Annotated in this window: 12 protein-coding genes; all 12 read right to left on the reverse strand. The window is 46.7% G+C overall.

Annotation, left to right across the window (positions count from 1 at the left end):
• Nucleotides 1-2 precede the first annotated feature (2 nt).
• Nucleotides 3-719, reverse strand: a complete 717-nt coding sequence (locus tag K8S19_07785) for a hypothetical protein (protein MCD4813575.1) — start codon at nucleotides 717-719, stop codon at nucleotides 3-5.
• 62 nt (nucleotides 720-781) lie between these two features.
• Complete coding sequence (gene hisS, locus K8S19_07790) at nucleotides 782-2,065, reverse strand: histidine--tRNA ligase (GenBank protein ID MCD4813576.1); 1,284 nt, start codon at nucleotides 2,063-2,065, stop codon at nucleotides 782-784.
• 3 nt (nucleotides 2,066-2,068) lie between these two features.
• Nucleotides 2,069-4,354, reverse strand: coding sequence for a penicillin-binding protein activator (locus K8S19_07795; protein ID MCD4813577.1), 2,286 nt, complete (start codon nucleotides 4,352-4,354; stop codon nucleotides 2,069-2,071).
• Nucleotides 4,351-5,283: an OmpA family protein gene (locus tag K8S19_07800; GenBank protein MCD4813578.1), complete on the reverse strand. Its 933-nt coding sequence runs from the start codon at nucleotides 5,281-5,283 to the stop codon at nucleotides 4,351-4,353. The genes K8S19_07795 and K8S19_07800 overlap by 4 nt, the downstream gene beginning before the upstream one ends.
• Nucleotides 5,280-5,777: a DUF4398 domain-containing protein gene (locus K8S19_07805; GenBank protein MCD4813579.1), complete on the reverse strand. Its 498-nt coding sequence runs from the start codon at nucleotides 5,775-5,777 to the stop codon at nucleotides 5,280-5,282. The genes K8S19_07800 and K8S19_07805 overlap by 4 nt, the downstream gene beginning before the upstream one ends.
• Before the next feature lie 220 nt (nucleotides 5,778-5,997).
• Entirely contained in the window at nucleotides 5,998-6,204 is a 207-nt protein-coding gene (locus K8S19_07810) for a hypothetical protein (protein MCD4813580.1), read from the reverse strand.
• 285 nt (nucleotides 6,205-6,489) lie between these two features.
• Nucleotides 6,490-7,677 (reverse strand): acetate kinase, encoded by a 1,188-nt coding sequence (locus tag K8S19_07815; protein ID MCD4813581.1) that lies wholly within the window; start codon nucleotides 7,675-7,677, stop codon nucleotides 6,490-6,492.
• A gap of 79 nt (nucleotides 7,678-7,756) precedes the next feature.
• Nucleotides 7,757-8,872 (reverse strand): tetratricopeptide repeat protein, encoded by a 1,116-nt coding sequence (locus K8S19_07820; GenBank protein ID MCD4813582.1) that lies wholly within the window; start codon nucleotides 8,870-8,872, stop codon nucleotides 7,757-7,759.
• 22 nt (nucleotides 8,873-8,894) lie between these two features.
• Nucleotides 8,895-9,686, reverse strand: coding sequence for an STAS domain-containing protein (locus K8S19_07825; protein MCD4813583.1), 792 nt, complete (start codon nucleotides 9,684-9,686; stop codon nucleotides 8,895-8,897).
• Between the two features lie 47 nt (nucleotides 9,687-9,733).
• Nucleotides 9,734-12,199, reverse strand: a complete 2,466-nt coding sequence (locus tag K8S19_07830; protein ID MCD4813584.1) for a SpoIIE family protein phosphatase — start codon at nucleotides 12,197-12,199, stop codon at nucleotides 9,734-9,736.
• A gap of 196 nt (nucleotides 12,200-12,395) precedes the next feature.
• Entirely contained in the window at nucleotides 12,396-13,982 is a 1,587-nt protein-coding gene (locus tag K8S19_07835; GenBank protein MCD4813585.1) for a PorV/PorQ family protein, read from the reverse strand.
• A 37-nt stretch (nucleotides 13,983-14,019) separates the two neighbouring features.
• The coding region (locus K8S19_07840; protein MCD4813586.1) for a hypothetical protein at nucleotides 14,020-16,202 on the reverse strand (2,183 nt) is incomplete at its 5' end.

Here is a 16,202-nt window from a genome sequence, read left to right on the forward strand (position 1 = left end):
ATTTATTTGCGACGACGCACAGTCAAACCGGAGGTCGTGACAAAAATATCAAACCGCTCGCCGGGCCGGGCCGGACGGGAAACGGCATTACCATAAACCGCATCAACCAAAGGAAAACTTTTTCCATAGTGCGAGAGAAATCCCCAAATAATATCCGTCCCATTGGCAAGGGCATAGGCGCGATGTGGTTTTTGATTTTCATCCTTTGCGCGGATATACGTCCCTTTGATTTGATTGAATCGGTAACCCGTATGCAATCCCAGCAAATTGACATTGGGATGCCATTTCAATATATGGGCACTGATCTCCCATTGATCGCCGTACAGACTAAATGTTTGCGATTTTCCAATCCGGCCTTTCTCTATCTTGGTCAGACTCACGACCATAAACTGCTCCTGCGAATTCCAGGCCAGACATTCCACAATGCCCACCTGATCAGCCCGGGTAAAGGCAACATATGTTTTAACTGTCATGCCGCCGAGAATGCCCGTGGTGCCGATAAAAACCAATAACAGCGCACCCAAGAGCAACATGCTTTTCCGACCCGGTGCCAAGCGTATTTTTCGTGCCGTTAAATTTTTTTTCCGGAAAAAATAACGATAAAAATCAGTCAGCGTACGGGCCGCCAGGACCAATGCCGCCAACAGTATCACACTCCCTACAAAAATAAGGCCATTGCCCGCTTTTAACATCCCCAGTAGATCAAAGTCCAATTGCATGCATTAACCGCCTATCTACCGTCCAACTACCGAAAAACGATATTTCAAATCTTGACAATCCGTCACGCACTCGTTTGCAGCAGAGACGGTAATGCTTCCCACGTTTTAATAAACTGTTCTCCGGTTTGCATGTTTTTTACTTCAACCGACTCCGAATCGGTCGTGGATACCATCAATGCAAACCGCGCTCGCGCTCGATCCGCTTTTTTAAACAGCGCCTTCATACTGCGCGCTTCATGCTCGAATCCGACTTTGCACCCGGCACGACGCAGAGCGAGAACCCTCAAAAAAATTTTCTCCAAATCATTTCCCGGCGAAACAACAAAAAAATCCAAGCCCGTTTTCTCCCAAGTATCCGCCGGTACTAATGCCAACAAACGCTCCACACCGAGGGACCAACCTATGGCCGACGTCTTTGGCCCGCCCAATTCCCGGACCAATCCATCGTACCGCCCACCCGCTGCAACCGCATTTTGTGCGCCCAAATCGCTCGACACCACTTCAAAAACGGTTTTGGTGTAATAATCCAGTCCGCGCATCAAACGCGGTTCCAACGAAAAACGGATACCGGCCTTCTCAAGCAGACGCAAAACCGAACCTTGATGTGTCCTGCAATCCTCACACAATGCTTCCTGAATTGAAGGCGCCGATCGCATTGCCGCGCGGCAGTGCTCTTTTTTACAATCAAAAAGTCGCAAAGGATTTTTAGCGACCCGAGTCTTACAGTCTTCACACATATCTGATAATCTATCCTGACTATGTTTTCGTAATTTTTCAATATACGCCGGTCGGCAAACCGGGCAACCCACTGCGTTAATTTGAAACGTCAGGGTATGCAGTCCAGTCTGAGACAACAACGCTTGCAAAAGAACAATTGCTTCACCATCCGCGAGGGGTGATTCAGACCCCAACAACTCGATCCCAATTTGAGAAAATTGACGATAACGCCCCTTTTGGGGACGTTCATAACGGAACATGGAACCTATATAGTAATACCGCTGCATCCCGGGATTTTTTTTATGAATTTCGTGCTCCACATAGGCCCGCACAACCGATGCGGTCGCCTCGGGTCTTAAAACCATCTTTTTTTCCCGCTCACCGGCCGCCGCTTCATCTTGATCTTTGGCAGGAACATAAAACATTTCTTTATTAACAATATCCGTCCCCTGACCAACGCCGCGCTCAAAAAGCACAGTGTGCTCCACGACCGGTGTTTTTATTTCGCCAAAATAAAACCTTCCGAACAATTGGCGCGCCAATGTTTCCAGCCGGAATATTTTCTCCGCTTCTTCGGGAAAAACATCTTTCATCCCTTTGACACTTTTAAAATAATAATTTTCCAACATAATTCAACGGACCTGCTTTAATTTTTTGTTTTTAATTTTTAAAAAAATGGGTTCGCGGCGAATTTCCCCATCAGGAGAAATCCTAATCCTGCCGGTCATGCCTGAAAAAATTTTTACAGCTGCCAGCACCCTCTGAAAATCTTCCTGATTGGCATTGGGCCGGACGATTTGTTTCAAAACATGGCTGATTAAAAAAAGCGCGTCATAGGCTTGAACCGCCAGCACGGTCGGCTGGACTTTGTAAAGATTCTCATAGCGCATTACAAATTCTTGATTACGTTTGGACGGCGCATCCGGCCAATAACCAGTGGCAAGCACAGCGCCATCAGTCTCTCTGCCCGCCTGCCGAAAAAACTTCCGCGAAAGCCAGGCATCGGATCCGAAAACCGCAGCCTTCAGATCGTAAAAAGCCAGTTGCGATGCAACCAGCACCGCATCCCGGGCAGATACCGGCAAATAAATTGCTTCCATATCCTTAACATTTTTATCCGGCGGAATGCTCTTGATCCAGGTTTCCTTAAAACTTTTTTTGACCGCACCGCTGGCGGCATGCACCAACCGGGCTTTCACGGTATACCGAATTGGCAGTGGTTCTCCCGGTAAGTGAACTGTCTCTTCCCCGACTTGCCGGATGCTGCCGACAATGAGATAGTCCGCATTGAGGGCTTCGCCAATTTTCCGCCATTCATATTTTCCCAGACCCAGGGTGGACAAACCAATGGATTTTATCCCCTTAAATGTTTTCGCCTGGGTTAAAACCTCAACTCCGTTACGCGGTGCCAATGCATAAGATATTTTTTCAGTGAACAATTTCCCCAATCCTTCGCGAACTGTCCGGTCCCCTTCCTCGGCAAAGCGAATAATCGCGACCCGCTTTTCCGGCAAAACCACCGGGGTCGCCGGGGGCGTGGGATCAATGACTTTAGGAACCAAATACTGCTGAGAGGTATAGCTGATTTTTTCGACAATCCGTTCCATCTGTTTCCGTTCACGTACAATCAAATCTTTCAAATAACCGGGATCCACACCACCCAATGCCATCATTTGTGTTTTAAAATCCGTCGCACCGCGGGAATATTCCAACCGAGCCACAATTTCGCCACCCAACGCTTTGACCTTTTCGGAAAACGCCTCTGCCAAAGAACGGTCATACGCCGCCTCGCCATTGAGAATCCCTATTTTTTGAAGATTCTTTCTCAGCACAACATACTCCGCCATGGCTTCACCCTGATCCTGATTGGTTAACATATAGCGGAACAAAAAAGGTGAGTGGGCGGCCAGTCCGGGCTCAGCTGCGGAGGTGGTTAATACCGTCACTTTTTTACGCTTGAGTTCCGGAACGAGGGCTTTCACCGACTCTGATAATGCCGGCCCAATAATCGCAATAACTTTCTCCGTCTCCGCCAAACGTTTGAAACCCGCCACAGCGCCGGCGGTGGTTCCCGCTGTATCCACCACGGCGAGTTTCAAATAATCATTTTCATCACGGAATCGATTAATTTCATCCAGCGCCAGTTCCAGACCATTTTGAATGGTTTTACCATAAGGAGCATAGGACCCGCTCAAGGGTAATAAACATCCAATCCGTGTACGGTTTACCGGAACAATCCGGACCGCTTTTTCCATGAGTTCGCGCGCGACGTCAACAAACGCACTCAGCGGATACTGCTTAAGAAATTGTTCGAAAAATTTTATTGCCTGGTCCGGATTTCCAAAATCGAGATTCCGTTTACCAATCACAAACAGCGCCTGTTCAGCCCATGGCGTTTTCTGATACGTAACCCGTACTCGGGCTAATTCCGAAAGACTCAATTCGTCATTGATGATTTTGTGCACCAATTGATTTGCCGCAGTTTGCATGGCGGTTTGTTGGGGATAATTTTTCTCCAGCTTAGCCAAAAATGCCAAGGCAGCAAGATTTCGTTTCAGCTTCACTTGCGCTCGGGCAGTCATAATGCCGGCTGCCGGCGCCCAGCTTGAGTTGGGATATTTTTTCAAAACAGCTGAAAATTGCTTTTGTGCCTGATTCCATTGCAGGCGATTAAAGGCGTCCTGCGCAATCCAAAATTTAGCCTGATCAACGCCGGGCGAATAAGGGCTTGCTGAAATTTGTGCGCGATAGGATTCCAATTCCTGTTTCTCAACCGGAATATAAGGATAGCGTAAAATTGCGGTTGGTGTTTTCTCCAAATAACGGGGTGCACACCCATTATTCAAAAACAGAAAAACCGGAATCATTGAGAAAAAAAACAGTTTTAAAAACGGTTGACGCGCAAAAATGGCATTCACTGGACTTTTGGCGTCTCCGGCTTCTTTTCGAGAATAATTTCCACGCGTCGATTTAATTGACGGCCTGTGGGAGTGTTGTTGGTCGCAATCGGCCGGGCACTGCCCAATCCAACAGCCATCATGCTGTCAAACGGAACACCTTGTTGCTGCAGATAATTCAAAACATTTTCAGCCCGGGCCTGCGAAAGCGTATTGTTGGTTAGGTCGCTGCCCGTGCTGTCTGTATGCCCTTCTATTTTTACCTTATATTGAGTATAGTTTCTTACAAACCCAGACACCCCATCCAATGCTGATTTGGCACCTGCCCGTACCTTGGAGCTGCCGGTATCAAAAAGGACTTTCCCGGACAAACTAATGACCAGCCCTCGCGCCTCCATCGTAACATTCGCATTTTTTATCTTCTTGGCTTCTTCCATCATTTTCTGAAGTTCTTCGCGCTTTTTTCTTTCCGCTTCCGCTTGTTTTGCAGCAGCTTCAGCCTGCGCTTGTGCAAGCCGTTTGTCTTCCTCGGATTTTTTTATCTGGTCCTTGACACGCTGGATTTCCGCATTTTTCACGGTCAATGTCTGCAGCATGGTCTGCTGTGTTATCAAGGCCTGCTGTGTGGTTTCATACTCTTGCTCTGTAATGCGAACCCGCGCATGGGCTTCAGCAACCTCGGCATAGGCTTTGGCCTCAAAGGACAATTCCTCCACTGTGGCGATACTTTGATCCGCTGAAAAAGCGCCTTCCGCCTGTTCCAGGCGTCGTCTGGCTTCCTGATATTCGTCCGGTATCATAATATCCGCTTTGACTTCTTTAGCACTCGAAAGTGCAGAACGAGCATCAATCAGCGCCTGTGGCACAATTGTCGGCACAGTGGCACACCCCAGCATGGAAAGAATAAACACGGAGCTTAACAGCAACTGAATGGACTTTCTCTGCTTCATGGTTTCACCTCCACCGGTGTTGTTGCTGTTGGTGTCGGTTGCCCACTTGAAGACGCCGGATTCGTTTGTGACGCCGGTACCACGGGTACCGTTGGTACCACGGACATTGTCGGCACCGCCGGTTTCATATAGGTTTCAGTCAGTGCACGTACCTTGGCCAATTGTTGTTTTACTTCCACAAGTTTTTCCTCGGATTTTTTCTGCTCGGTCTTTGCTTTGGCAACCAAGGCGTAAATGGTTGCCTTCTTGGAAAAATCAAATGCCCGCTCAAACGCCTGGTTGGCATAGGCATCACGCGCAATGGCAAGTGCATCCTGGGCATGGCGAAGATCCTGAGATGCATAGGCTTTGGCATCCATTTTTTCAGCAGTTTCCACCGCGACCCTGGCATTGGTCATCTGTTCAACCGTTGATCGCGTATCCACCGTGCCACATCCTGTCGATAAAATAGATATCATGCCAACAGCTGCAAAAAAATAAAATCGTTTTTTCATGCCTTTCGCCTCCAAGCAAAATAATAGTACAACGAATTGTACAGTTTTTCTTCTGCATATTATAAAACGATATCCATAAAAGATGTAGAAAAAACATAAATACATCACTGATTTTTCACGATTGAATAAACTGCCGTAAAAAAATAAAACCCATAAAACAAAACGGTGAAGACCTAAATAATTTATTTAGGTCTTCACCGCATAGATAAATTCTTCTTAATTATTCAGCTTTTTCGTCGGAACCGGCAGGAGCTGCTTCTGCTGCTGGAGCTGCTTCTTCCGCTGCAACTGCTCCTTCTTCTGCTGCTGGAGCCATCTCTTCAGCCATAGGAGCCGCTTCTTCAGCCTTTTTGGGTGCGCAACCCGCAACCATCATCATTGAACCGCTAAATAATACTGTCAGTAACAAGGCTAAAACTTTCTTCATAATTATGTTTTCACCTCCTTCTATCCTGAAATGTGATAGATTTCCTTTTCCTGATAGGAAACAGATGTTGAGAGTTTACCGTCCGTTATTTGTTTTGTCAACTTTTTTTGTTGCTAAAAAAATAATATAAATTGTATCTATTCTTAATAAAGATCCATAGGCTTATCCGGCATTCGCCGAACACAGTACGCCGGGCAGGCTGCCCCAACCGAAAAATTACCGTTCCTGCTACGCTTCGCAGCCCATCGTGTTCGCGTGGCACGATGAGCGTAAACCTATAAATTTTCATTTTTTCTTGTCAATAACACGCCTGGTTTCACGGGCAATCATGTATTCTTCTCGTGTTGGTAAAACCAAAATCTTTACTTTGGCAGACACTGTATGAATAAATCTTTCCTGCGAAATTGTACCGGCGTTTTTGCGCTTATCGATTTTAATGCCAATACCAAAAAGCCTTTCACATATTTTTTCCCTTAAATAAGGACTTTTTTCACCAATTCCTGCTGTAAAAACGATGGCATCTGTCCTGCCTAAAATAGCGTGGTAAGCACCGATATATTTTTGAATACTATAGATAAAAACATCCAAACTAAGCCGGGCTCTCCGGCTCCCTTTTTCCGCCTTGGCAAGCACTTCGCGAAGATCATTGGAAACACCGGACAAACCTAAAATACCGCTTTTTTTGTTTAAAAGCTGATCAATTTCCCGCACACTTAGTTTTTCCTTTTCCATTAAGAACGGTACAATGGCCGGATCGATATCTCCACACCGGGTTCCCATAACCACACCTGCCAAGGGGGTTAATCCCATGCTGGTATCGACACATTTCCCGCCTTGAATTGCGGAAATGGAAGAACCATTTCCCAAGTGAAGGGTGATCAAATTCGTCCGATTCGCCGGTTTACGTAAAATGCGGATGGCTTCTTGCGTAACATATTTATGCGAAGTTCCGTGAAAACCGTATTTCCGGATATTGTGCTTTTTCATGAGCTGATGGGGCAGCGCATAAGTAAAAGCATGTTCGGGCAGGGTCTGGTGGAATGCCGTATCGAAAACCGCAACCTGGGGGATTTTCGGAAAAATCGTAAGGCAAGCCTCGATACCCGCATAACTCACCTGATGTAACGGAGCCAAATTTCTACCAATGGGATCGTTGATCACGCTTTGATTAACCAATACAGCGTCGGCATATCTGGGACCGCCATGCACAACCCGGTGTCCCACCGCTCCAATCGCACAATGATGGGCAATCACCCCGTCTTCAACCAGCGAATCAACCACAAGTTTAATCGATTGCCGATGATTGGCCACAGCAACCGATTGGGAACGTTTTTTTCCATTGGAGACGGTGCGTGAAAAGGAAGATTTTGCAGTTCCAATCCGGTCCACCAATCCTGCAGACACTTCCCGGTCTTGATTGAATAAGGTATACTTAAGAGACGAACTACCGCAATTAATCACCAGAATAAGCACACTATTTCCCCCTAAACCGGTTTCACCCTTGAAAATAAACATCCCTTGTGGAAAAAAACGGCAAACCCTGAAAAGTTTTTTAGAAGTAAAGAATTGCCCGAAGCAGAATTAAAAAACCTTTGCCTTCGTTCTCAGCCAGTTTAAGATTTTTCTTTGCCTGAGTATAATTTTCATTAATTGCCAAAGCGCGTTTAAACTCATTAATCGCCCGGTTAAATAAAAACCTGCACTGAATGAGGTAGGCCACACCCAGATCATTGTGGATGTCAACATAGTGCGAATGCTTTTCCAGTATTTCTTCAAGCCGAATAATATACTGTTCGGTGGCTCTGCGGTCAACACCTTCTTCTCCGTACTTTAAACGCAGATAAAATTCATGGTAAATTTCACTGCCGGTTTGCGACAATACTTCTGTCTTCGCTTCAATCAGCGCTTGGCGGGCCTCGTCGTACTGCTCCTTGCTTAGATAATTTTGCGCCACTTTAAAAAACTGATTGTTTAAGTAAGCATTGAATTCAACTGCCTTATTTAAATTTCGGGTGATACGCTGCTGCACGTCTTCCGTCGGCGTACCGTTGCCTGCCACTTGCGACACAAGACATAATCCAATATTAAAATAGGCCTCGGCATATTTTCCATTAATTTCAATGGCGTGGTTGAATTCCTTCTGCGCATCCTCAAATTCCCCGGATTTTAGTAACGCAAGCCCATAATTATTATGCAGATCAGGATAGGTTGGTTTGAGTTCGACGGCACGTTTAAATACCTTAAGCGCCTCGGCATGCTTTTCTTCCAGTAAAAGAGCCAGACCCAAATGATTCAAAACCGGCGCACTCTCGGGAGAAAGTGAGAGTGCGCGTTTAAATTCAGCGATGGTTTCCCTGCCCATACCATTGTGCAAAAAAACCAACCCCAGTTTATGATTGGAGTCAACATTAGGTTTGACTTCCAGTTTAGCGGAAATCTTCATGAGTTCCTGCAAACCATTGACTCTCTCATGATGCTGCAATTTGACCCGTTCCATAAGGTTTTCATCACTCAAAGCAGGATCATAGGGAATCTCACGTGTATTGATAACTTTGTCTTTATCATTCAGATTAATCACAATCCTCCGGATCGAATCAAAATTCATGGTCCGAACAGTATAATCATATTGTTTACCGTGGATTGTTGATGTAAAGCTAAACCCACTCAAGAAACGTCCCTCCAATGCATCATTAAATATCTCTGGCAAATTTAAAACGATTTTTTTTGGACCCGAGATTGTTATATTTCAATTCCGCCCGGACTTCTCCCCAACTAACCTTGGGTTGCGATCCGCGGCGGAAATTTAATTCATTTTTCAACTTCCAGGCTCCCCAATCAGGATGTGCCTTGACCAAACCCCGAATACGGTCAATCAACGGCAGCAAAGACGATGATGGCTTCTTGGGCGCTCCCATTGCCGGCTGTGATGCCGCCGCAGGTTGCACCACTGAAACCGGAGACGGCGCAGACGCTGCTGCCGGTCTGGTAACCTGCGGAGCAACGGGTCTGACCGCGGCCGGAGTAACGCGGGGTGCAACCGGCTGAGGTGCCGGGTTGGGTGGTGGCGCGAATTTGGCCGGCGCTGCGACGACCGGTTTCGGCTGAGATTTTTCAACCGGCGCTGTTCCGGGTTCAAAAAGCCTGACGGCATCGGCAACCGTGTTCGCTGATGTCAGAATGGTTGAAAACTCAAGCAACTCATAAACTTCATTGACTGTTTCGGACATCAAAGCAAGTTTTAGATCACCGTGATGGGTCCGGATATTTTTAATCTCAGAAATAAAAATACCCCAGCCGGCTGAACTGATATAATCAACACTTTGCAGATCAATAATAATTTTATAGTGCTGCTCCCGAAGCAGCCCCTGGATCACCCGCTCCAATTCTCCTGAAGTGGTCGTATCAATGTATCCCGAGATTTTGACAACATAGAGATCCTTTTGCGCTCCGGTCGTTTCAACGGCAATTTGAATACCTTCCATAGATCGACTCCTTTTTATCGTCCAGATAATATCATACCAAAAGTACGCTAGTCAACTTTCTTCTTGGCAACATACTCTTCACGCTCTTCGCGCGTTGAAAGCCGCAACCGTTTCAACTCCTGATAAACCATTTTGGGAGATAGCTTTACTTTCCCCCGCTTCATCTTAGCCAAGTCTTCTGAAATTCTCTTGGACCCAAATAGGGGATTTCGCATTACCGCGTCAACAATCTGCTGGCGTTCGGCTAAAGAAAGCTGCTGCATCTGAACATCTTTTCTGGCGATATTGCTCCGCAAGGCCTTGATCCCATGCTTGTCCCGTAATTGCTTCAGTCGGTAATAGGTTGTTGTCGATACATTTAAGTGTCGGCAAGCCTCGCGAACCGACACACCTTTTTCTTCAACCAAATAGAAAAGTTTCCGGCGAAGATTGAACTGCACATCATCCGCCATCATCTTCTCCTTCACCGCCACACAGGTGATGTCATCATTTTGGGGATAGTCCTCAGTAAACGTGACAATATCATCAGAAAGTTTGCCGATAAAATCCTCGGCAGAAAGCTTGTGATTTTGTTTCATAAGATCAATCAGGCGCTGTTCACCATACTGTTCCCGCCGGGGATTCATGGCTTCGGTAATACCATCTGTATAGACCAATAATAAATCCCCTTTTTTCAATTTGACGCTTTCCTGTGTCAATGATTTCCTAAAAAGATCCGGATTGGGCAAATCAATTCCCAATGGAAATCCGCGGGGTTTTAAAAAATAAACTTCTTCATTTTCTTCACGATAGAGGATCATCGGATTATGGCCGGCGCTGGAATAATTAATCACACGCCGCCGTGCATCTAAAATAATGTAAAACATGGTGACAAACATGCCTTTTTTCATATCGCGGGTCACAAAAGCATTCACTTTATCCATTACCTCGGTTGCGTTGTGGTTGCCCCGCGCCTCCAACCGCAAGGCGGTCCGAATCATGGTCATCACCAATGATCCGGGAATCCCTTTACCGGAAACATCCGCGACCGCCACGCCTAAAACATTATCATCGACCCAGACAAAATCAAAATAATCACCACCGACTTCTTTGGCACTCCGGTAATAACTCGCGACCTCATAGCCCTCAATTTTCGGCAACTCACGCGGCAAAAGTGTATGCTGAATTTCCTGCGCCACCTGCATTTCCTGTTGGAGACGCTCCTGCTCAAGCAGGTTGTGCTGGGCGGCATTAAATTTCTGCGTCATCTCATTAAACACATTGGCAATCTGCCCAAATTCATCATTGCTCTGAATCATAATCCGATGATCCAGTTTCCCCTGGCTAACCGCCAGCATCCCATCGGTCAATTTCCGGATTGGCGCAATTAAAAATGCCATTAGAAAATAGGCACCTGAAGTACTTACTGCCAGAGCAATGAAAAAAATGAGCACTGCGTTTTTTCGGCCGGTCTTAATATCTTGTAAAATAGCGTCTTCCAAAACACCGATATGTGCAGTTCCCAGCCGCATATCCCCCAGATAAATCGAAGCACTAATGTTGTGCACCTCTTTTTTATTTCCATCCTGAATACTTTGAATAACCGTCTCTTGTTTTTTCGGAAGCTTGAATCCCGGTCCGGGTGTAAATGATTTGAACATTTTTTGAGTAACCGAATGGGCATAAATCAAATTTTCATTATCCACAATAAATGCATAGGCCAGTTTGGTATTGGTCTGCACCATGGTTTTCACCAGCCCGGTCAAGTGAAGGTCATCATGTTTGAGCAGATAGTTCTCCGAATCCTGCGCAAGCCGCCTGGTGGCTTCCATGGCGCTGGAAATAATCTCACTGCGCATCGATTTTGCCTGATTGGAAAACATATAAGCAAAAATCACAAGCACCAAAACAGCCACCGAGATGGTTACAGGAAAGAGATATTTAATACTGACACTGCTCATCCGGCGTTGCTTTGGCTGCGCAACCGCCGACGTTGTTTCCGCGGATCCCTCCGGCAGAGCCGGTACCTGTCCGATTTTTTTTCCTCCGGCTTTAACCTTTTTCAACAGGCGGAGTCGATTGCCCTGCCGGGTACTTTTATAGTCGGCATCATCCATAAGCTTACGGATAAACCAAATACCCAATCCACCCCGCTTGCCGATCTCTACATAACGATTAAGATCCGGAGTTTTGGATTTTTTCCATTCAAAACTTTTCCCACGGTCAATAACAACAACTTCCATTTCATCGGTACGCCGTAAAACTTCCAGTTTTAAACTACCTGGTTCCATCCCTTTGTAGGCATGACGCACCACATTGGAACACGCTTCGTCCAATGCCAGTTTGATGTTATTGATTTCATGTTGAGAAAAACCGGTTTCAACCGAAACCTGGGTGATAAAATCCCGAATCTCACCCAAATGACGTTCCTCGGCCGTGACTTCAATCTCGTATTTTTGTACAACCGGTTTTTTAAATAACTTGGAAAGAATTCCCGCCAATGTCTCTTTCCCCTCACTCTCGTTTGTCCTCAACAGCTGCCTGCCCTAAAAAACGGTACGCCCATAAAAATCCACGGACTTACCCGGCATTCGCCGGACAGGCTGTCCATCATGTTCGCGCTAGCACGATAAAAAATCGCTTATATTTTAACCACATTGCCGTTTCGGAAACAAATCAATTATTTATTTTTTTTTACAAATTATTCCCGGATGACACCACTTTTGTATTTCACCGTTTGGGAGGATTGCCGGAATCCTGATTTTCTTCTTGTTCAACCGTCTTGGTAACCGCTTTCAATTTGGCAATGCGCTCCCTGGCTTCCTCGATATTTCTAAGCACCAGCGCATTGTTCGGTTCTTGTTCCAGTACTTTTTGCCAAACAAGAATTGCTTTTTCAAATTCACTGGCAATATAAAAATCAATCCCTTGATAATAAAGTTGGAAATTTTTCTCACTCATAAACTGTACTGTGGTCTTATCACCGGAAAGCCGTTGACGTGTACGCGAAAGGTACAACGGCAATTCCAAATACTTGGGATCATATTTTTCAACGGTTTCAAATTCCACCAATGCTTGCTGGTAATTTTTTCCCATATAATCTTTAATTCCCTGGAAATAATGCATAGCCTTAAAATATTCATCCGTCACTGCTGCTTTGCGTTTTACTGTCTGACGCCTTTTTTCTGCTGTGATCAGACGTTTTTGTTTGGCCAGCATTGATTTTTTTTCACGACGGTGCTGTCGGGCCACGGATTTCATAGCTTTATTCATTTTTTTCCGGGTCGTTTCCACCGCAGCCTTGGCACGCCGTTCCGCCTCCCGGTCCATTGCTTCCGCTCTTTGTTTCTCACGCAAAGCACGCTGTTTAGGCAGCGGTGTACCAAAACGGTAAGAAAGTGTAAACCGGTGGGTCAATCCCAAGGCTTCTCCCGCCAAGGCGTAATCCAACAGGATGCCCGCATACCGCACCCCGCCCCCGGCTGTCCAGGATGAATTTGATATACCCCCGCGCAATGCCACCAGCTCGTAGAGGCTGTATTCCAAACCCGCCGCCAGAATAGATTCACGCCAGGTTGACTTTTCCCAGGCCAGACTGCCAATTATTTTTTGTTTCAAGGTATCACGCGTTTGATAGGTATAGGCAATACCGGCTTTGGTATTTAGGGGTATCACATCCGTTGTTTCCCCGAGTTTCAACTGTGAACCCAACAGATTTTGAAACGCCAGTCCTAACGTCAACCGGCTCCAATCAAACCCGTTTTTTCCCGTCAAATCACGGGGAAACTGATAATGAAACCCCATGTCCATCCCGACTCCGGTATCAAAATCCCCCAACAGCCTTTGCTGATCAATTTTCACGGCAATACCGGCGCGAACATTCCAAATCAGGTCACGGCTGTAACCAATTAGGTATTCACGCATATCCAGACTGCCTTCCCCGCTACCAATAATTTGTGATTGTTCGTCACGCAAGACAACACCTTCGGTTGCCACCCGAATGGCCCCTACTGTAAATGTTCCCCAATCCAATATGGGATATGCCACGCCGAAGTAATCATACGGTGTATCAAAATACAGATCAATATGCATGGCAGCGATCTCGATTTGTTCCAATTGCGCCAAACCGCCCGGATTCCAAAACATAGCGGTCACGTCATCAGCAATTGCAACATACGCACCCGCCATGGCCAATGCACGGGAACCGGCTCCCAATTCAAAAGGATTATTGGTACCGGCATCTTCCGCTGCCATAACAGTGTGCTGTACGCCGATTACAATCACTATCATCATGAAAAAAACAATTGCTTTTTTCATCGCCGAGTCCTGTCCATACTTTTTCCAACTTCCCTTTTTATTTAAGCACTGCGATTTTCAGTACCAATTGCTTACTCTCGCCGCCTTGTACCGGTTTTATTTGTAAAACCGCAAAGTAAATACCATTGAGTACAATCTGCCCGCTGCCGTTTCGGCCGTCCCAAGTATAGCGAAATAAACTATTGGAAACCGGTTGAATCTGAGCCGGTACGATCACCTTGACCAACTGTCCTACGATATTATATATCTTAAGACTGACTTCCGCTTCCGCTTCAAGAAAATATTCTAAATCTGTGGACTGACGGCCGGCAATAAACGGATTGGGATAATTAATAAATGATTCGGCAAGTACGCGCGAACGTATCGCAACATCATCGGAAAACATCGGAAAAGTATCCGTGCTTGCCGAGCGCACCAGCATTGTGGTGCCATCCAGGAAACGCGACTCCAGGTGAGCCGCCTCTGAAATACCAATCCGCAGGGTCGCAATTGAAGTCACCGATGCGATGGTGATCTGTACATGTAATCGTCTGGTTTGTTCCGGATAGATAAGCAAACTTTGTGCCGGAAAGCTGATATATTGCGTGTCTCCGGCTGCGGGTATGCTGATCGCAGCCAGTATCGCCTGATTCTGACCATCCAGCACAGCAATATGTGAAATCGCTTGGTTAAAAGCTACTGCGTGTCCCTGATAGTCGCCGGCAGTCAAGGTCAAACCCATAACATCATACACCGAAGAACCGGAAGCATTGGGATTGCTAAGATTCAATGCGAGCATATCAATGTTGGACTCACCCTGCAAAGCGGTGATGGGTGCCAGCGATTGATGGTCCATCTCTAAATAAGGATCTAAGGAGTGAGTTCCGGCATCACAAGGTATCGGGCGTGTCGTTCCCGGCAGAATGAATGACGGCGTAAGAGCATTTGCCAAAATGGTAAACGTCTGTCCCGGCACCATCAATCGCGGCGTCACCACCGCCTCACCATTCACCAAATTCACTTCATTGGGCAATTCTTGCACATCGCCGACAGTCCCTGAGGGAGTCAAAATCAGTATACCATTAAGCGATACTGTCTGAAATGTACTCATATCAAGCACACGAATCGTAATTGTGACTGGGTAACCGGCAATGGCTGTGGCAACAGTCCCGGTATAACCGGGATTAACACCGGCAGTAAATGTTTCGTTGTCCGTAACCAGAACCAATTGGTAAACCGGCGTGGGTGTGGCTGTCATTGTAATCGTAGGGGTCGGTGTGATCGTACCGGTCTGTGTCCGGGTATGTGTGGCGGTGGCGGTTACGGTCACAGTAAACGTCAAACTTCCTGTTGGCGACGGCGTCGGCGTCGCCGAAGGTGTCGCTGTCATCGTCGCTGTCGGGGTCACGGTGGCTGTATGAGTCAGGGTTGCCGTCGTGGTTGCCGTATAAGTCACGGTGGCTGTGGGGGTCGGTGTATACGTCGGTGACGCAGTAAGGGTCACGGTTAAAGTGGGCGTAGCGGTCGGCGTCACCGTAAGTGTCGCCGTAAATGTCACGGTTGCAGTCGGCGTCGCAGTCGGTGTCATTGTAAACGTCGGGGTAAACGTCGGGGTCGCGGTTGCGGTTGCGGTAAACGTCGGCGTTGCGGTCGGCGTTGCAGTCGGGGTGGCGGTCATGGTAAACGGTGGTGTATCGGTTGGCGTGACCGTCGGGGTGGCCGTATAGGTCGGGGTCGCGGTCGGAGTATGTGTCGGTGTAAATGTCGGCGTAACCGTTGCTGTTGCTGTAATTACAGTTACATATTGTATTTTCGTAACCGGTGTTGTTGTTTGATAGGTTCCGTCATTGAGATAAGAATTCCAGTAATAAACGCCACCACTACCGGGCGCTGTGGCTGTAAGTGTAATACTGTCAAAAACACCGACACTCATGGGCGGTGTATACGTTATTTGAATTTGACTTCCCGCAAATGAAACCAGCCCGCCTAAAATATTAGAGGACGGTGTTGTCGGTACCGCCCATCCTGAAGGAATTGAAATATAAAGTGTATTAATATCACTATTGCCTCTTGCCACGACTGTATATTCATAGTTCTGGGTTTGATTGAGTAATGTCACATTGTCTTCAATATAGGCATCCGCCCACGGTGTATTGGTCGGTGTAACGCTTGGTGTAATCGTCGCAGTATACGTCGGCGTATACGTCGGGGTGGCTGTTGGTGTAGCAGTATAGGTCGGCG

The sequence above is a fragment of the bacterium genome, from assembly GCA_021108215.1.
In the GTDB taxonomy this organism is placed as follows: domain Bacteria; phylum Oederibacteriota; class JAAXVQ01; order JAAXVQ01; family JAUVAV01; genus JAIORK01.

Excerpts from the sequence above, each read along its gene's own strand:
- K8S19_07805 (MCD4813579.1), bottom strand. The coding sequence starts at position 5,777 with ATGAAAAAACGATTTTATTTTTTTGCAGCTGTTGGCATGATATCTATT.
- K8S19_07835 (MCD4813585.1), bottom strand. The coding sequence starts at position 13,982 with ATGAAAAAAGCAATTGTTTTTTTCATGATGATAGTGATTGTAATCGGC.
- K8S19_07825 (MCD4813583.1), bottom strand. The coding sequence starts at position 9,686 with ATGGAAGGTATTCAAATTGCCGTTGAAACGACCGGAGCGCAAAAGGAT.
- K8S19_07800 (MCD4813578.1), bottom strand. The coding sequence starts at position 5,283 with ATGAAGCAGAGAAAGTCCATTCAGTTGCTGTTAAGCTCCGTGTTTATT.
- hisS (MCD4813576.1), bottom strand. The coding sequence starts at position 2,065 with ATGTTGGAAAATTATTATTTTAAAAGTGTCAAAGGGATGAAAGATGTT.
- K8S19_07785 (MCD4813575.1), bottom strand. The coding sequence starts at position 719 with ATGCAATTGGACTTTGATCTACTGGGGATGTTAAAAGCGGGCAATGGC.
- K8S19_07810 (MCD4813580.1), bottom strand. The coding sequence starts at position 6,204 with ATGAAGAAAGTTTTAGCCTTGTTACTGACAGTATTATTTAGCGGTTCA.